The sequence below is a fragment of the Kitasatospora sp. NPDC041917 genome, assembly GCF_055589745.1.
Genome location: NZ_JBVJBI010000025.1, coordinates 17,203 through 33,015, shown reverse-complemented (window position 1 = coordinate 33,015; position 15,813 = coordinate 17,203). Strand labels below are relative to the sequence as shown.

Annotated in this window: 17 protein-coding genes; 6 read left to right on the top strand and 11 right to left on the bottom strand. The window is 73.8% G+C overall.

The genetic code is table 11. The annotated features are described in order from the left end of the window. Nucleotides 1–17: 17 nt before the first annotated feature. The 4 genes from ACZ6EM_RS26780 to ACZ6EM_RS26765 form a co-directional block, all read right to left on the bottom strand. Nucleotides 18–182, bottom strand: coding sequence for a hypothetical protein (locus ACZ6EM_RS26780; protein WP_465773410.1), 165 nt, complete (start codon nt 180–182; stop codon nt 18–20). Between the two features lie 625 nt (nt 183–807). Continuing rightward, nucleotides 808–2,073: an acyltransferase family protein gene (locus ACZ6EM_RS26775; RefSeq protein ID WP_465773409.1), complete on the bottom strand. Its 1,266-nt coding sequence runs from the start codon at nt 2,071–2,073 to the stop codon at nt 808–810. A gap of 54 nt (nt 2,074–2,127) precedes the next feature. Then, nucleotides 2,128–2,760: a phosphatase PAP2 family protein gene (locus ACZ6EM_RS26770; RefSeq protein ID WP_401054590.1), complete on the bottom strand. Its 633-nt coding sequence runs from the start codon at nt 2,758–2,760 to the stop codon at nt 2,128–2,130. Next, nucleotides 2,753–4,171 carry a diacylglycerol/lipid kinase family protein gene (locus ACZ6EM_RS26765; RefSeq protein ID WP_465773430.1) on the bottom strand — a complete coding sequence of 473 codons (1,419 nt, stop codon included), beginning with the start codon at nt 4,169–4,171 and terminating at the stop codon, nt 2,753–2,755. The genes ACZ6EM_RS26770 and ACZ6EM_RS26765 overlap by 8 nt, the downstream gene beginning before the upstream one ends. A 201-nt stretch (nt 4,172–4,372) precedes the next feature. Between ACZ6EM_RS26765 and ACZ6EM_RS26760 the strand changes: the two genes are divergently transcribed. Further along, nucleotides 4,373–4,996, top strand: coding sequence for a 3'-5' exonuclease (locus tag ACZ6EM_RS26760; RefSeq protein WP_380540287.1), 624 nt, complete (start codon nt 4,373–4,375; stop codon nt 4,994–4,996). Here the strand turns inward: ACZ6EM_RS26760 and ACZ6EM_RS26755 are convergent. Together ACZ6EM_RS26755 and ACZ6EM_RS26750 are read right to left on the bottom strand one after the other, a co-directional pair. Beyond that, on the bottom strand, nt 4,977–6,074 hold the full coding sequence (locus tag ACZ6EM_RS26755) for a PP2C family protein-serine/threonine phosphatase (RefSeq protein WP_359896975.1): 1,098 nt from the start codon (nt 6,072–6,074) through the stop codon (nt 4,977–4,979). The two genes, ACZ6EM_RS26760 and ACZ6EM_RS26755, sit on opposite strands and share 20 nt — an antisense overlap. 168 nt (nt 6,075–6,242) lie before the next feature. Beyond that, nucleotides 6,243–7,484, bottom strand: coding sequence for a cytochrome P450 (locus ACZ6EM_RS26750; RefSeq protein ID WP_452178365.1), 1,242 nt, complete (start codon nt 7,482–7,484; stop codon nt 6,243–6,245). A 132-nt stretch (nt 7,485–7,616) separates the two neighbouring features. On the opposite strand from ACZ6EM_RS26750, the gene ACZ6EM_RS26745 reads away from it, so the two are divergent. After that, entirely contained in the window at nt 7,617–7,973 is a 357-nt protein-coding gene (locus ACZ6EM_RS26745; protein WP_401053451.1) for an arsenate reductase family protein, read from the top strand. Between the two features lie 24 nt (nt 7,974–7,997). Here ACZ6EM_RS26745 and ACZ6EM_RS26740 read toward each other — a convergent pair whose 3' ends face one another. Beyond that, nucleotides 7,998–8,468, bottom strand: coding sequence for a pyridoxamine 5'-phosphate oxidase family protein (locus ACZ6EM_RS26740; protein ID WP_359896970.1), 471 nt, complete (start codon nt 8,466–8,468; stop codon nt 7,998–8,000). A gap of 179 nt (nt 8,469–8,647) precedes the next feature. Between ACZ6EM_RS26740 and ACZ6EM_RS26735 the strand changes: the two genes are divergently transcribed. Both ACZ6EM_RS26735 and ACZ6EM_RS26730 read left to right on the top strand, forming a co-directional pair. After that, complete coding sequence (locus ACZ6EM_RS26735; RefSeq protein ID WP_465773408.1) at nt 8,648–9,196, top strand: DUF1697 domain-containing protein; 549 nt, start codon at nt 8,648–8,650, stop codon at nt 9,194–9,196. A 181-nt stretch (nt 9,197–9,377) separates the two neighbouring features. Continuing rightward, a complete protein-coding gene (locus ACZ6EM_RS26730) occupies nt 9,378–9,941 on the top strand; it encodes an FHA domain-containing protein (protein WP_401054848.1) in 564 nt (187 codons plus the stop codon). A 26-nt stretch (nt 9,942–9,967) separates the two neighbouring features. Here ACZ6EM_RS26730 and ACZ6EM_RS26725 read toward each other — a convergent pair whose 3' ends face one another. Continuing rightward, on the bottom strand, nt 9,968–10,930 hold the full coding sequence (locus ACZ6EM_RS26725; RefSeq protein ID WP_465773407.1) for a DUF1152 domain-containing protein: 963 nt from the start codon (nt 10,928–10,930) through the stop codon (nt 9,968–9,970). Between the two features lie 101 nt (nt 10,931–11,031). Here ACZ6EM_RS26725 and ACZ6EM_RS26720 point away from each other — a divergent pair, with 101 nt between their 5' ends. Beyond that, the gene (locus ACZ6EM_RS26720) at nt 11,032–11,625 is read left to right on the top strand and encodes a DUF6891 domain-containing protein (protein WP_387689314.1); all 594 of its coding nucleotides are present in this window, start codon (nt 11,032–11,034) and stop codon (nt 11,623–11,625) included. 108 nt (nt 11,626–11,733) lie between these two features. Here ACZ6EM_RS26720 and ACZ6EM_RS26715 read toward each other — a convergent pair whose 3' ends face one another. From ACZ6EM_RS26715 to ACZ6EM_RS26705, 3 genes are all read right to left on the bottom strand, one after another. Beyond that, nucleotides 11,734–12,135 carry a hypothetical protein gene (locus ACZ6EM_RS26715; protein ID WP_359896962.1) on the bottom strand — a complete coding sequence of 134 codons (402 nt, stop codon included), beginning with the start codon at nt 12,133–12,135 and terminating at the stop codon, nt 11,734–11,736. 238 nt (nt 12,136–12,373) lie between these two features. Then, the gene (locus ACZ6EM_RS26710) at nt 12,374–13,204 is read right to left on the bottom strand and encodes a hemerythrin domain-containing protein (RefSeq protein ID WP_465773406.1); all 831 of its coding nucleotides are present in this window, start codon (nt 13,202–13,204) and stop codon (nt 12,374–12,376) included. A 355-nt stretch (nt 13,205–13,559) separates the two neighbouring features. Continuing rightward, entirely contained in the window at nt 13,560–14,615 is a 1,056-nt protein-coding gene (locus ACZ6EM_RS26705; RefSeq protein ID WP_452178360.1) for an alpha/beta hydrolase, read from the bottom strand. Between the two features lie 396 nt (nt 14,616–15,011). Between ACZ6EM_RS26705 and ACZ6EM_RS26700 the strand changes: the two genes are divergently transcribed. Beyond that, a complete protein-coding gene (locus ACZ6EM_RS26700) occupies nt 15,012–15,755 on the top strand; it encodes an SDR family oxidoreductase (RefSeq protein ID WP_465773405.1) in 744 nt (247 codons plus the stop codon). Nucleotides 15,756–15,813 lie beyond the last annotated feature (58 nt).

The window sequence follows — 15,813 nt, the reverse complement described above, 5'->3', positions numbered from 1 at the left end:
CGGATGCCAGTAGCGGCTCAGCCGGCGAACGGGTCGACGAGGCCTATCAGGGTGCGTGTCACCTTCAGTCCACTGTCCGGGAAACGAATTCCGACCGTGTAGTACCCGGCTCGAGAACGGCCGACCGGTTCGAGCATCAGGGCGGTGACCAGCGCGCGCAGATCCCGTTGCGCCTGCTGCACGCTCCGACCCTCCGCATGCTCGTGGTACGAACGCCTCACACGGCCGGCCATGGCGACATCGTGCAGAGTCGTCACCCACCCACTCGTCCGTATCAGCGACCTCGACAAGGTCGGCGAGCAGACCCCAGACCTCGCCGACCTGTCTATCCGGACCTGCACGGTCTGCGCCTGCTGGTGGTAGGTGGTCAAGCTGGAGCGGGCCGGACTGGGGGCGTCCTGGTCGGACAGGCACTCGGAGCCCCGGCGTGCCTACTCCCGTTCGCCGACTCGCGGCAGCCCACGCACAACGGGCCATCGCGCCCCGGCGGGTGGGGGGCGCCGACGCGATTGATGTCGGTCTAGTTCTAGAACGCTGCGTAGCGACCTACGACGAGCGGCCGACACGATCTCCTCGTCACCACTCGGTACTTATCAGCGCGCCTCATCAGTTGTGGCAGCGGCATGTGCACCGGTTGTGAAATGATCTTCCGCGAGACCCATATTTTCGCAGGTCAGAGGCATGTTCGATCAGAACTACGACCTGTAGAGGGCCGTGGGGCTGACAGCACGCGCCGGGCGGGCGGTCCGACGGAGGTCGGGCCGGCCGCCCGGCGCGTACTGCTTTCAGCCGCGGGGGTGGGGTGGGTCAGTAGGAGTCGGGGGTGTGCTGCTGCGGCGGGTGGGTGTCCCTGGGGGTGAAGGCGGTGGCCCAGGGGGTGGTGACGGTTTCCAGGGCGCCGGGGGTCCGGGTCGGCGGTGGGGCGGGCTGCGGGGGGAGGGGTTCGGCGGCGCGGAGCTCGTCGATGCTCCTGGTCATGCCGGTCTTGAGGCGGGGCGTCAGGGGCTTCTCGATGAGGCGGTGGGCCAGCCAGGAGGCGACGAGCATGCCGGCGGTGACGACGGCGACCGCCGTCCAGGGCTTGACGTCGCGCTCGTGGAGGGCGCGCAGGGCGGTCCAGCCCATGGTCTCGTGGAGGAGGTAGAGGGGGTAGGTGAGGGCGCCGGCGAAGGTGAGCCAGCGCCACTGGATCCGGGATCCCCAGCCCAGGGCGACCACGATCATGACGAGGTAGGAGAGGCTGGTCAGCAGGACGGCGGGCCAGGTCGGCAGGTCGACGCGGCCGAGGTAGGGGTTCACGTCCTTCTGGTGCTGGATGGTGTAGAGCACCGAAAGGATCCAGCTGATGCCGACGATGCCGAAGAGCATGAGGTTGGGACCGTACCGGTGGACCAGGTAGAGCGCGAGGCCGGCGACGAAGAACGAGGAGACCTGCGACATCGCGAAGAAGTCGAGCACCGGCCACTTGGTGCTCGCCGCGACGATGCCGGCGACCGTCCAGATCGAGCAGAAGGCCACGATCCGCCGGTAGGTCACGCCCCGCCAGACCACGATGGCGAACAGCAGGTAGAAGCGCAGCTCGATCCAGAGCGTCCAGTAGACGGCGTCGACGTCCTTGATGCCCAGGCCCTCCTGGAACATCGTCAGGTTGGCGAGCACCTGCTCCGAGGGGAGCGGCTGGCGCACGAGCGGCCACACCGTGACGACCGCGGTGGTGAGCAGGACGGCGAACCAGTACGCGGGGTAGAGCCGGATGACCCGGGAGCGGACGAAGTCGCCCACCGGACGGCCCCAGCTGCTCATGCAGATCACGAAGCCGCTGATCACGAAGAACAGGCAGATGCCGGTCCACAGATAGGCGCCGAGAAAGGAGGCGCGGTGGAACACCTGATCGACCGGCTTGCCCCAGGCACTGTCCTCGGGCTTGGTACCGCCGCCGTAGCCGACGTAGTGGTGGAAGACCACCATCAGCGCGGCCAGGATGCGCAATCCGTCCAGGACCGCGAGTCGGCCGCCCTTGGCGGACTTGCGGCGGCCCGAGGAACCTGATCGTTGCCGGGGGAAAATGCTCACGGCAGAAGATAGCGCACACACGTTCAATTGCCCGGTGCAGGCCCGGAGGCCCGCTCACTCGGGGAGGCTCGGCGGCACGGTCCGGACGACGGCCAGGGACGCCACGGCGGCCGCGAAGCCGAGCAGCGCGCCCGCCGCGACATCCCCCGGGTAGTGCACGCCGGTGTGGACCCGGGAGTAGCCGACCGCGGTCGCCAGCGCGCCGAGCGGCAGCGCCAGCGGTGGCAGCAGCACGCCGACGGCAGTGGCGAAGGCCGTCGCCGAGGCCGTGTGCCCGGACGGGAAGGAGGCCGACTCCGGCATCGCCACCTGCCGGCCGACGGTCACCCTCGCCAGCTCCCGGTCGGGCCGGGGGCGGTGGACCAGCTGTTTGCCGACCAGGTTCGCCGCCACCGAGGCCAGCGCCACCGCGCCGACCCCGGCCACCGCCGCCTGTCGGGGGCGGCCGGGCCGCAGAGCGAGCAGGGCGGAGACGGCCAACGAGATCTTCGAGTGGTCGGCGGCCCTGGAGAGCCGGCGCAGCGCGGAGTCGAGCGTCGGGGTGGAGGTGGCGGCGACGGCCGCGTAGACGGCTCCGTCGAGCGCCCGCAGGTCGGTGAGTACGGACGGCGGTACGGACGGCGATGCGGGAGGCGGGACGGGCGGCGGGACGGGAGGGGTGGCGTCGTGGTCCGGGTGGTCAGTCACGGGTCGGCCCCTCCGCAGTCGGGTCGGAGCTGTGGCCGGAGCTGTGGCCGGAGCCGGAACCGGAGCTGTCGCCGGTGCCCGGGTCGGAGCGGCCGAACGCGAGGGCGGCCAGCCGGCGCCAGTTCACGGACGGCACGGGGGCGGGGACGCCGGGGCGGTCGCGCGGCACCAGGACCCGCAGGGCCCGCGGGCGCAGCGTGCACACGACCGGGACGGGCATCCGCAGCGTCTCGCCGTCGACCGCCACCGGGATCTCGTCCTCCTCCGCGGTCACCTCCACCCGCCGTGCGGTCAGCGCGGTCAGCCCGGTGGACTGCGTGCCGCGTACGGCCAGGTCGGCGGCCTGGGCCGCACCCTCCACCCGGATGCCGAGGACACCGAGCAGGCCGCTGTCGATCCGGGGTCGGCGGCCGCCGATGCCGAGGTCGTCGGTCGAGCCGTACGGGTTGTTGCTGACCAGCAGCGCCTGCTGGGCGGTGAGCACGGTGGCGTCGGCCCTCACGTCGACCCGCCGTACGCCCTCGCCGACCAGCAGGTCCGGCAGCAGGCTGAGCGCGGTGCCGGCCTTGGCGTCGCGGTACTCGGGGCGCTCCACGACGTCGGCGTACACCCCGAAGGAGACGGTGTTGACGAAGGCCCGGCCCGCGACCTCGCCGAGGTCGACCCGCAGTTCCTCGCCGTCGGTCAGCGCGTCCAGGCAGCGGGAGGGGTCGTCGCGGTCGAGGCCGAGGTCCATGGCGAAGTGGTTGCGGGTGCCGGCGGAGATCACCAGGAACGGCAGGCCGTGCTCGGCGGCGACGGCCGCGACCAGCGCCTGGGTGCCGTCGCCGCCCGCCACGCCGAGCAGGTCCGCGCCCTCGGCCACGGCCGTGCGGGCCAGCTCGGCGACGTCGGCGGGGGCGGCGGGGTCGAGCAGGACCACCCGGGCGCCGTATCCCTCCGCCCGCTCGACGAGCCCGAAGCGGCCGACCTTCCCGCCGCCGGACTTCGGGTTCATGATCAGGACCGGTCGCAGCGGCCGGGTCGCGGCACGCCCGCGCATCGGCGGCTCCGGACGGGCCCGGCGCAGCGCGGCACGGGCGAGGGCCAGCGCGATGCCCCAGATCAGGACGAGGAGCAGGGCCGTCAGCCACAGCCGGTGGTGGGCGAAGAACACCAGCACCGCGACCGGCGCCGCGATCGCGACGAGCAGCCCGAACAGCCGGACCGCGCCCCGGTAGGCCAGGAACCACCAGACGCCGGCGGCCCAGACGACCAGTCCGAGCAGCCCGGCCGCGAGCACCAGCAGCCCTCCCTCCCCCAGCGCGAACAGCAGCACCCCGACGGCCCCCGCGACCGTCAGCAGGGCGCAGCGGGCGAGCAGCGTCGCGCCCGCTCCCCCGGCGTGGTCCGCCGTCCGTGTCCTGTCGATCTCGTCCTCCCGTGCCGCGCGCCAGGGCGTGTCCGCCCCGGGCCCGGTCGGGCCCGGTCGTTGCCAGCAGCCTGCGCACTCCCGCGCCCGGGGGCATCCCGGCGGGCCCGTCCGGGTGACCGGGGCGACGGGCGGCGAACAGCGGGCGACAGGAAGGACGAGGGCGGGAAAAGCGGTTGCCGGGCCGAGTTGGATGGGGCCATGGGACACAGGGAGAAGGTCACCCCGACGGTGTACGTGTCGGTGGACGTGGAGTCGGACGGGCCGATCCCGGGGCCGTACTCGATGCTGAGCTTCGGGGCCGTGGTGGCCGGCCGGCACGACGGGGAGGGGTTCCGGCGGCCGCCGGCGGGGGCGGCGGCGTTCTACCGGGAGCTGCGGCCGATCAGCGCGGAGTACGTCCCGGAGGCGCTGGCGGTGTCGGGGCTGGACCGGGCGGCGCTGCAGGCGGACGGGGCCGATCCGGCGGCGGCGATGCGGGAGTTCGGCCGCTGGGTGGAGGGGGTGCGGCGCGGGCCGGGCGGGCAGCGGTACCGGCCGGTGATGGTGGGCTACCCGGCGGTGTACGACTGGCAGTTCCTCTACTGGTACCTGGTGCGGTTCACCGGCTCCAGCCCGTTCGGCCACTCCGGCTGCCTGGATCTGAAGACGCTGTACGCGGCGCGGGCCGGGGTGCCGTTCGCCGGGATCGGCAAGCGGTCGATGCCGCCGGAGCTGCTGCCGGACCTCCCTCATACACACCACGCCCTGGACGACGCCCGGGAGCAGGCGGAGCTGTTCGCGAACCTCTGGGAGTGGTCCGGGCCTACGGGACGTCCGGAGTGAGGGCGAGGACGGCGAGGTCGTCGGCGAGCAGGCCGGCGTACCGGTGGACGTCCTGGGCCAGGAAGGAGACCACCCGGTCGGGGGCGGTGGTGCCGAGGGCGGCGAGGCGGGGGGCCAGCGGGTAGAAGGCGCCGGCGGTGTCGCGGGCCTCGCTGACGCCGTCGGTGTAGAGCAGGACGGTGTGGCCCGGGGGCAGCGCCACGGCGACCGCCTTGCTGCGCTCGTCGGCGGGGCCGAGGTGGCCGAGGCCGAGCGGGAGCTCGTCGGCGCAGGACACCGGGGTGATGCCGCCCCCGCCGAGGAGCAGCGGGGTGGTGTGACCGCGGTTGACGATCTCCACGCAGTCCGAGCCGGGCCGGTACTGGAGCAGGACGGCGGTGACGAACAGCTCGTCGTCGCCGCGGTCGGCGGCGTCGCGCAGCACCGCGCGGTCCAGCTGGTCGGCGAGTTCGACCAGCCCGGGGGTGTCGTACGCGGCCGCCCGGAACGCGCCGAGGACGTCGGCGACGGTGCGGACCGCGCCCAGGCCCTTGCCCCGGACGTCGCCGAGCAGCACCCGCACGCCGAAGCGGGTGTCGCAGACCTCGTACAGGTCGCCGCCGACCAGCACGTCGGCCTGGGCCGGGCGGTAGAGGCCGGCCACCCGCAGCCCGCCGGCCCGCTCGGGCACCGGACGCAGCACCGTGCGCTGCAGGGTCTCGGCGACCGTACGGGCCTGGAGCAGGTTGCGGTTCTGCCGGGTGCGCTGCCAGGACAGCGCGGTGCCCATGACGCCGGAGAGCAGGGTGGCGATGTAGACCCAGACGTGGTGCTGCTCGTTGACGTGGTCCGCGCGCAGCGCCAGGCCGAGCTGGAGCGCCAGGGAGCCGGCCGTCGTGACGGCGGTCAGCACCGGGCCGTAGCTGAAGGCGGCCACCACGGGCAGTGCGGTGAGCAGGAAGCCGGCGGCGACGGCGTCCGGGACGACGGCCTCGGCGACCAGGTCCAGCACCAGCAGGAGCACCGGCAGCCAGGGCACCCAGCGCGGAACCCTGGGCTCCAGCGCCGCGGGGCGCGGCGGGCGGGGTGCTGTGCGCACGGTGGGACCTCCTGGCAGGTGGCCGTTCCGGGTGATCGGTCCGGATTGGCCGCTTTCGTCCCTCCATGCTCTCCCACGAACGGCCCAGCCACGAACGGCCGAACGTCCCGGTCCCCGGGGCCGGAGGAGCCAAATCCCCGGCCCCGGGGACCGCGCGTCACCCGACGGTCACCGGACGGTCACCGGCAGGGTCTCGTAGCCGCGCAGCACCAGGCGGTCGCGCCGGGTCGGGACGCCGCCCGGGGCGAGCCGGGGGAACCGGTCGAGCAGGGCGGGCACCGCGACCTCGGCCTCCAGCCGGGCCAGCTGGGAACCCAGGCAGAAGTGGGTGCCGCCGCCGAAGCTGAGCGGCTGGCTGTCGGTCCGGGTCGGGTCGAACACCTCGGGGTGCTCGTACCGGGCGGGGTCGTGGTTGGCCGAGCCGATCAGCAGGGTCACCGCGTGGCCGGGCGGGATCGGCAGGCCCTCGACACTCAGGCCCTTCTCCAGCGCGACCCGGCCGGTGGCCTGCACCGGGGAGTCGAAGCGCAGCACCTCGTCGGTGAACCCGGCCGGGGTGATCGCGCCGCTGCGCAGCCCGGCGGCCGCCTCGGGGTGGCGGAACAGCAGGGCCAGGCCGTTGCCGAGCAGGTTGGTGGTGGTCTCGAAGCCGGCCACCAGCAGCAGCACCAGGTTGGCCAGCAGCTCCTCGGCGGAGAGCCGCTCGTCGTCCGCGGCGGCGATCCGGGCCAGGTCGGTGACCAGGTCGTCCTGCGGCCGGGCCAGTCGCTCGGCGGCCAGCTCGGTGAAGTAGCGGGCCAGCTCGTCGGCGGCCTCGTCGGCGGCGGCCAGCTCGTCCAGGTCCTGGATGATCTCCAGCGCGACGGTCAGGTCGGAGGCGAGGTCGCGGAAGCGGTAGCGGTCCTGTTCGGGGACGCCGAGCAGCTCGCAGATCACCCCGACCGGCAGCCGGAAGGCGAAGGCGTCCATGAAGTCCACCGGCGAGCCGTCGGCGCCCTGCTCGGCCATGCCGTCCAGCAGCCGGTCGACCGCCGTCTCCACGGCCGGGCGCAGCGCGGCGACCCGGCGGGCGGTGAACACCGAGGCGATCAGCGAGCGGACCCGGGGCTGGTCGGGGGCGTTGCGCTGGAGGATCGAGCGGCCGAACAGGGCCAGCGAGGAGTGCACGGCGTACTCGGGGGCCAGTCCGGCCATCATCTCGGCGGTCGCCACCCCGAAGGCGGGCGTGCGCAGCACCTTGTTGACCGCCGCGTAGCCGCTCACCACGAACATGCCGTCCCCGGCCGGGACCACCGGGCCCAGCTCGCGGGCCCTGGCGTACAGCGGGTACGGATCGGTCCTGACCTCCGTGGTCATCAGCTGTTCGATGATCGCCGCGCCGTCCATCCGGTGCTCCCCTCCCGAGATCACGCTTCCTGTCCGGTCAACCGCCGTCGGGCGCGGCGGAGTTCCCGTACCCACCGGAATCGCGCGGCGGGGCGGGGCGGGCCGATGCGCGCGGCGGGGCGGGGCGGGCGCGGACGGCTCGGTAGGGTGACCGGCATGGAGATCTGGATCAACCCGCGGTGCGGCAAGTGCCGGGCCGCACTCGGCGAGCTGGACGGCGCCGGAGTCGAGTACACCGTGCGGCGCTACCTGGAGCAGCCGCCCACCGCGGCCGAGCTGGTACAGGTGCTGGAGCGTCTGGGCCTGGAGCCGTGGGACATCACCCGCACCGACGAGCAGGTCGCGAAGGACCTGGGGATGAAGGGCTGGCCCCGGGAGGCGGGTGAGCGCGACCGCTGGATCGCGGCGATGGCCGAGCACCCGATCCTGATCCAGCGCCCGATCATCACCGCGGACGACGGGCACGCCGTCGTGGCCCGCACCCCCGAGGCCCTCAAGTCCGTCCTGCCGTAGGGGCCTTGCGGCCGGATCGGCCGGTCAGTGGACCTGGATCCGCTCCACCGGCCGACCCGGGTGCCAGTTGTGCACGAGCAGGTGGTCGCCCTCCACGGAGGTGTGCACCACCTGGTCGAGCTCCAGCCGGAACGCGTGGAACGGGCCGGGCGGCGCCTCGGGCAGATCGGCGGCGAAGGCGGCGAGTTCGGTCTCGTCGGTGACCTCCACCGCCCTGCCGGAGACCTTGGAGTCCCCGCCGGCCATGGTCTCGTCCCCCGGGTGCGCGTGCAGTGCGAAGCGGGCGTCGCGCTGGAGGTCACGCGCCTTGACCGCGCCGTACATCGACCCGATCCACAGGTCGGCGCCGACGAACTCGACCTCCGTGCCGCTCACCCGGGGCGATCCGTCCTTGCGCAGCGTCGCCATGACGTGGTGCTTGTTCGCCTCGAACCGGGCCCGGACCAGGGGCGCCAGATCGGGGGCCTCGTGCTCGAAATCCTGCCAGGTAGCCATGGCGCCAGTCTGGCACCCGGCACCGACGGCCGCCGTGCGCGGACGACCGGACGGGCGGGGGCCGGGACGCGAAGGCGGGCGGGGCAGGACGGCGGACGCGAAGGCGGGCGGCCGGGCGGGGCGGTCCCGCGGAGCAGGGGCGCCGGGCCGCTGTCAGTGGCCGGTGCCACACTGACCGGGTGACCACCACGACCACGTACATCGCCTTCCTGCGGGCCGTCAACGTCGGCGGCCGGACGGTGCGGATGGAGCGGCTGCGGGCGCTGTTCACCGAGCTCGGCCTGGGGAACGTCCGCTCCTACATCCAGAGCGGCAACGTCTTCTTCACCACCGACGAGCCGGACCGCGCGGCGCTGACCGCGCGGATCGAGGAGCACCTGGAGCAGGCGCTCGGGTACCCGGTGCCGGCGCTGCTGCGGACGGTGGACGAGGTGGCCGGCCTGCTCGCCGCCGAGCCCTTCCGGGGCGTCGAGGTGACGCCGGACGTCCGGCTGGTCGTCGCCTTCCTCTCCGAGCCGCTGCCGGGCGAATTCACCTTCCCGTACCGCTCGCCGAAGGGCGACGTCGAGGTGCTCGGTGCCGACCCGGGGGCCGCGTACGTGGTGATCCACCTCCGGGACGGCAAGTGGGTCACCAAGGACATGTTCGGCAGGGCCTACCGGGGCACGGTCACCTCCCGGTTCCTGCACACCACGGAGAAGATCCTGGCCGCCGCCCGCAAGGCCTGACGGCCCGTACGGCGCCCCGGAACGGGCCGGGCGGCACGGCCGGAGCACCCCGCCCGGGCGGCCCGGAACACGCGGAACCGCCCGGCCGGAAAGGGCGTCTGGACTGCCGTGACGTACGAACCCCGCGCCCGTGCACGGCGTGATCTGGACAGCCCGAGTCGGCCGCGCCGACAATTTGGCCATGACGACTCCTGAGCTCCCCACCGGCGCGGCCGGTCCGACCGGCGCGGTCCGACCCTCCGACGCCGAGCGGGACCAGGCGCTCGGGGTGCTGCGGGACGGCGCGGGCAGCGGGCGGCTCTCGCACGACACCTTCCTCGGCCGGATGGACATCGTCCTGCAGGCCACCAGCCGCGGCGAGTTGGACGCGGCGGTGGCCGGGCTGCCCACCGGCGGGCCGGTCGAGCGCTTCGTGCTGCGCACGGTCGGGCGGGCGTCCGCCTTCGGCGACCGGCTGGGCCGGGCCTGGCGCACCGAGCGGCTGCCGGGGCTGAGCCTGCCGCAGGCCGGGGCCGGGCAGTTGACGATCGGCCGGATCCCCGGTTCGGGACTGCGGCTGCACGACGCCTCGGTGTCCCGGCGCCACGCCGAACTGCGGCACGAGCAGGGCGGCTGGGTGCTGTACGACCTCGGCTCGACCAACGGCACCCATGTGAACGGGCGCCGGATAGCGGGCGGCGTACCGGTCCGCCCGGGCGACCAGGTGCGGTTCGGGAACCTGGAGTTCCGGCTCGCCGCGTTCTGACCGGCGTTCCGCGCCCGCGCTCCGGATCAGTGCGGGAACTGCCGGGGCGGCCGCCGGCGGGGCAGCTCGTCCTGGAACTCGGCGATCACGGTGGCGATCTGGCGGGTCAGCACGGTGTGCTCCAGCCGGTCCAGGTACCGGTTCCCGGCGGCCAGCGCCTCGACCGTGACGCCGAAGTAGAGCGTCATCAGCGGATTGACGAAGAGCTGCTCGTCCTTGGTGCGCTCGGTGAAGCGGACGTCGCCGAACTCGCCGCGCAGCGCCGCCGCCACCGAGCCGTTGACGATGCTGGGGTGGTCCGGGAAGGCGGCCCTGGCGTGCTCGACGGCGTCCAGGTAGAGCACGCCCTCCCGGCTGTCGCGCGGGATGGAGAAGGCGCCGAGGTAGCCGCCGGCCCGGTCGATCGCGGCGAGGTTCTCCAGCACCAGGGAGTGGTTGACGCCGTGGTAGGCGTCGACGCCGAAGCCGAGGCAGGCGACCAGCCGCTCGGGCACCTCGGACAGGCCGGCCACCGCGCCCAGGCTCGCCATGTCCTCCTCGGGGGTGCCGAGTCCTGCCTCGTCGCCGCGCATCAGGATGTCGGTACCGCCGTCGACCAGCAGGATCGCGTCCACGCCCAGGCGGGCGACCAACGCGCGGTAGGCCTCGCGCAGCGGCTGCACGCCCACCGTCGGGAAGGCCCACACGGTGTCGGGCATGCCGTGCCGGTTCAGCCAGCGGGCCAGGGTGCGCTCCGGGAAGTAGCCCTCGGGGGCGGCGGTGTCCGGCCCGATCCGGGCCACGTCGGGCTCCGCCCAGACGTCGAGGGGCAGGCCGTAGAGGTGGGTGAAGGAGAGGTTGGCCAGGTGCACCTCCTTGCCCGCGGCCCGCAGGGCGAGGGCGATCGGCAGCCCCGCGTACACGTCGAAGCCGCCGCCGGCTCCGGCGATCAGGATGCGCTCGGCGGCCAGCAGCCGGGTGATCAGCGGTGGTTGCAGCAGAGAAGTCACCGGCGGACGGTAGCAGGGCGGTATCGGGACGGCGGCGCCGGAGGCCCGGGCGTCGCACCGGAGGCCCGGGCGTTGTCGGCGGCGGGTGCGAGGATGCGGGCATGACCGAGGAGACGGTTCCCACCCCCGACGTGCTGCGCGAAGCCCAGGAGCGGGCCCGCGAGTTGATCCGGTGCGGCTTCCAGGAGCCGGACGAGATGGCCGAGTCCCTGGTCGAGCACCTCGACGACCGGGGGCTGACGCAGGAGGAGGCGGAGCGGATCCTCGCCCCGCTGTGGACCGAGCGACTGGCCGAGCAGGCGGCCTGGCCGGAGACCACCGACGTGGACCGGCTGGCGGACGCCTTCGACGCACTGGAGGACCGGGGCATCGTCGCGGCGATGGACTTCACCTGCTGCGCGGGCTGCGGCTACGCGGAGATCGGCGGCGAGGCCGGGACGGACTCGGTCGGCTTCGTCTTCTTCCATCAGCAGGACACCGAGGCGGCGGCCGCCGGGCGGGGGCTGATGCTGCGCTACGGCGGGTTCCGCGCCGGGGAGGAGACGGCCGAGGTGTCGGAGCGCCGGACGGTGGAGGTCGGGCGGGCGGTGGTCGCCGCACTGGAGGCGGTCGGGCTTCCGGCGGAGTGGGACGGCTCGCCGCACACGGCGATCCGGGTCGCCCCGATGGAGTGGCTCAACCGCCTGCCGGGGTAGGCGCCGGGGAGCGCTTCGTCGTGGCCGGGCGCTTCGTCGTGGCCGGGCGCTTCGTCGTGGCCGGGCGCTTCGTCGTGGCCGGGGAGCGCTTCGTCGTGCCCGGGGCGGTCAGTCCCGCTCGATGTGCACTTCGGCGTAGTGGTCGTCCTTGTTGGTCTTGCGCAGGGTGATCCTGACGCCGCCGACGGAGGTCTCGGAGTCCTTGGTGGCGGTCTTCCTGTCGTCACCGACGGTCACCTCGGCCGAGTTGTCGCCGATGTGGCCGACGGTCATCCTCATCGGGTTGTCGCCGCCGAAGACCTTGACGGTCTTGGTGCCGTCGGCCTTGTCGGTCTTGATGCCGACGGTGCACTTGTGGTCGTCCAGGCAGAGGGCCACGCCGCCCTCGCAGGCGGTCAGTCCGGCGCCGAGCACCAGGACGGCGCCGGCGACGAGGAACGCGGGGCCGCGTCGGAGGCGGGTCCCGGGGCGGGTGCGGTGCGGGCCGGGTGTGCTGCGCGCTGTGGTCATGCGGTCGACGGTAGTGCGGCGGGCACGGCCCGCCATCAGCCGTCGGCGTGACGCCTTCCCTGGTGCGGCCCGGAGCGGCCGGGGCGGCCCGACCCCGAGAGCGATGGGTCGAATCCCCTAGGGGGCATGGGGAGTTGAGATCTCCCCCGCTCTGGGGACCGGCTCGGCATATGCCGCGGTCCCCTGCCTCCGGCTCATGCCACGCGCGTAGATCAAGGGCCCGCGAAGAGCCCCGGAGTCAGTCCGCGATGCGCCCCAGTCCGTCGAGGCCGAGGCCGGCGCCGGCGCCGGCGCCGGCGCCGGCGGCCGGAGCGTCCGGCGGGCCCCACAGCGGCGAGGTGCAGCGCTGGTAGGTCGCGTGCCAGTGCGGCCAGTTGCGGGCCACGTCGTCGTCGCACTCGGCCAGCAGCCGCTCGACCAGTTCGGGCTCCACGCCCTCCAGGAGCCAGGCCAGCGCGTCCGCCGTGCCGGGGCCGTCGGCCAGGCGCAGCAGGTCCAGCAGCTCGCCCAGCCCGCCGAGCCGGGAGCCGTCGGCGATCACCCGCTCCATCCGGGGCAGCAACTGCCGCTCCTCGATCCGCAGGTGGGTCTCCAGCCGGGCCGCGAGGTCCTCCATCGCGTACGCGACCGGCCAGGCGCTGCCGGTGTCCCGGCTGGCGATCCGCACCAGCGTGGTGACCCGGGTGAAGGAGTGGTCCAGGTTGTGATGGTCGTCCTCCAGCCAGTTGAGCAGCAGCCGCAGCTCGGGCGCGAAGCGGCGCACGATCGGCCACAGCCGGGTGTCCTGCTGCTCGTGGTGGCAGGTGAGCATCGCGGTGATGAAGTTCCAGTGCCGCAGCAGGGCCTCGCCCTTGTCGTCCTCGTCGGGCTGGAGCAGCCGCAGCCCGTTGGGCAGCCGGGCGAGGTCCCGGCGCAGCGCGGCGTGCACCAGGCGGAGCCCGGAGAACCGCAGGACGGCCGGCTCGTCGGCCGCGGCCCGTCCGTACGCGTCCGCGCCCAGCGAGGCGGCTCCGGACTCGCCCTGCGCGGGCACGGTGGGGACGGGCTGGGGCACCAGGTGGATCGGCATGGCACTCTCTTCACGGCTTGGGGCACGGCGGGTGGTGGCGGCCGGTGGAGGACCGCCCCAGCCAAGGTGCTCGCAGTCGATCAGAAGCGAATCAATGTCCGATTGACGCGCAGGTCACGGGCCTGCGGACGGGCGGCGCAACCTGCTCGGCGCCGCCGGAAAGCAGGACCGCCGGCGTCGGGAGCGCGAACGCGTCCCGGCACCGGCGGTACGGGTGAGAGCAGTACGGCAGTCCGAGCAGTCCGAGCGGCACAGGCAGTGCGGGCAGTGCGGGCAGTGCGGGCCGTGCGGGCAGTGCGGGCCGTGCGGGCAGCGCGGGCCGTGCGGGCAGCGCGGGCAGCCGAAGGGCGGGCCCTCAGTCGGCCGCCGGCCCCGCCAGGTGGGCGGAGAGCCACACCAGGGTGTCCGGGATCATCTTCTTGAAGTCCGAGGTCAGGTGCTTGCCACCGGGCTGCTCGTGGTACTGGAGGGTCACCGGCGGGACCGCCTTGTCCACCCAGGTCTTGACCACCTTGGTCTCGTACGGGTTGGCGCCGCCCGCGGTCACCAGCATGCTCACGTCGGCCTTGCCCTGGGCGACCAGCACGTCCGGGTTGTTGGCGGCCCGCTCCGCGTCGTGGCCCTTCCACAGCCCCGAGTCCGGGATGAAGTAGCCGTCGATCGGCACCGCGGCCTTGTAGACCTGCGGGTACTGGAGGGCGAGCTTGGCACTGCAGAAGCCGCCGGTGGAGGCCCCCATCACGCCCCAGCCGTCGCGGCCCTTCACGGTGCGGAAGTTGGCGCGGACGAAGTCCGGGAGGTCCTCGGCCATCCAGGTGGCCATCTTGGGCTGGCCCGGGATGTCGGAGCAGTCCAGCGCGTTCTTCTCGTCGCTGTTGAAGTTCTGCACCGGCATGATCATGATGAACGGGTGGGACTTGCCCTCCTTGACCAGCCGCTCGTTCTCCTCCTGGATCGGCAGCTGGTTGTCGGTCCAGGTGTTGTAGCCGTTGCTCTGGCCGCCCGCGAACAGGGTCAGCACCGGGAAGCCGGTCTTGGCGAACTTGGGGTCGTTGTACTCGGGCGGCAGCCAGACCCAGACCTGGCCGGTGACGCCGGACTTGGCGCCGGTCACCTTGGTCATCATGATCGGGCCGGCGCCGGTGTCCCGGACCTTGTTGAGGGCGGCGGCGGGCCCGGTGGGCATCAGCACCTTGCCGGAGGAGGCCGCGGTGGCGGTGCCGGTCGCGGCCGGGCTGGTGCCGCCGGCGCTCGGGCTGCCCGCCGAGCTGCTGCCGCCGGCCGGGGTGGCGTTCTTGGCACTGTCCCCCTTCCCACCGCCGGAACTCCCGCAGGCCGCGAGCGAGGCGGCCAGGGCGAGCACGGCGGCGCCGGACAGGACGGCGCGGGAACGGGACGACTGCCTAAGCACGGTGAGGACTCTCCGACCGATGTCGCGCCCGGTCCGTCTGACCGGGCGGCGGCCCCCCGGTGGGGCCGGACAGACCGGGGGCACAGCGCTGGCGCGTCCCCCGGAGCGATGGCGCGCCGCCCCTCGCGGGGGTGCGCCTTCCTGCGATCTTATGACGTGGGCCCGGGTGGCCCGGTTGCGCGGTGGCCACCGGAAATCCAATGTTTGTTCGCGATCGGGTCAAGGCCTTCACCACTCCCCCCGGTCGGCGGGGGTCGGATGGCGGGGGTGACCGCCGGGCTCTCGCCGAGCCGTCCCGATTTCGGTGGCTTTGACCAGTGACGGCGGGTCGCCGGTCCGCGACGATCTCCAGGGCACGCCCAGGGCCGACCGGGAACAGTCATCGAGGAGGGTGCCATGAACCAGCGGATCGCCGTCGTCACCGGAGCCGGAAGCGGCGTCGGCCGCGCCGTGGCGGTCGAACTGGCCGCGGACGGCTGGCGGACGGTGCTGGCCGGCCGGCGGCCCGGACCGCTGCGGGAGACCGCCCGGCTCTGCGCCGCCCCGGCCGACGTGGTGCCGGCCGACGTCACCGACCCGGAGGCGGTGGACGCGCTGTTCGCCGCGGCCGCCGGGCGTCACGGCCGGGTGGACCTGCTGTTCAACAACGCCGGCGTCTTCGGCCCGGCCGTCCCGCTGGAGGAGCTGTCGGTCGAGGACTGGCGGGCCGTCGTCGACCTCAACCTGACCGGCGCCTTCCTCTGCGCCCGGGCCGCGTTCCGGCAGATGAAGGCGCAGGACCCGCAGGGCGGCCGGATCATCAACAACGGTTCGATCTCCGCGCACGTCCCGCGCCCGCACTCGATCGCCTACACCGCGACCAAGCACGCCGTCACCGGCCTGACCAAGTCGCTGTCGCTGGACGGCCGCCCGTACCGGATCGCCTGCGGGCAGATCGACATCGGCAACGCGGCGACCGACATGACGGCGGCGATGGGCGCGGGCGTGCGTCAGGCGGACGGCCGGATCGCCCCCGAGCCGACCATGGACGTGGCCGACGTGGCGCGCACCGTGCGGCACATGGCCGGGCTGCCGTTGGAGGCCAATGTGCAGTTCGCCACCGTGTTGGCGACGGCCATGCCGTACATCGGGCGGGGGTGACGGACGGCCGCGCCGCCCGCCTCCCGGCCGCCCTCGCGGGGGATCCCCGCCGGAGCGG

What these genes read in the sequence shown, in the direction of transcription:
- ACZ6EM_RS26710 (WP_465773406.1), bottom strand. Translation starts at nt 13,204, where the DNA reads ATGCCGATCCACCTGGTGCCCCAGCCCGTCCCCACCGTGCCCGCGCAG.
- ACZ6EM_RS26720 (WP_387689314.1), top strand. Translation starts at nt 11,032, where the DNA reads ATGACCGAGGAGACGGTTCCCACCCCCGACGTGCTGCGCGAAGCCCAG.
- ACZ6EM_RS26745 (WP_401053451.1), top strand. Translation starts at nt 7,617, where the DNA reads ATGGAGATCTGGATCAACCCGCGGTGCGGCAAGTGCCGGGCCGCACTC.
- ACZ6EM_RS26740 (WP_359896970.1), bottom strand. Translation starts at nt 8,468, where the DNA reads ATGGCTACCTGGCAGGATTTCGAGCACGAGGCCCCCGATCTGGCGCCC.
- ACZ6EM_RS26715 (WP_359896962.1), bottom strand. Translation starts at nt 12,135, where the DNA reads ATGACCACAGCGCGCAGCACACCCGGCCCGCACCGCACCCGCCCCGGG.
- ACZ6EM_RS26700 (WP_465773405.1), top strand. Translation starts at nt 15,012, where the DNA reads ATGAACCAGCGGATCGCCGTCGTCACCGGAGCCGGAAGCGGCGTCGGC.
- ACZ6EM_RS26760 (WP_380540287.1), top strand. Translation starts at nt 4,373, where the DNA reads ATGGGACACAGGGAGAAGGTCACCCCGACGGTGTACGTGTCGGTGGAC.
- ACZ6EM_RS26730 (WP_401054848.1), top strand. Translation starts at nt 9,378, where the DNA reads ATGACGACTCCTGAGCTCCCCACCGGCGCGGCCGGTCCGACCGGCGCG.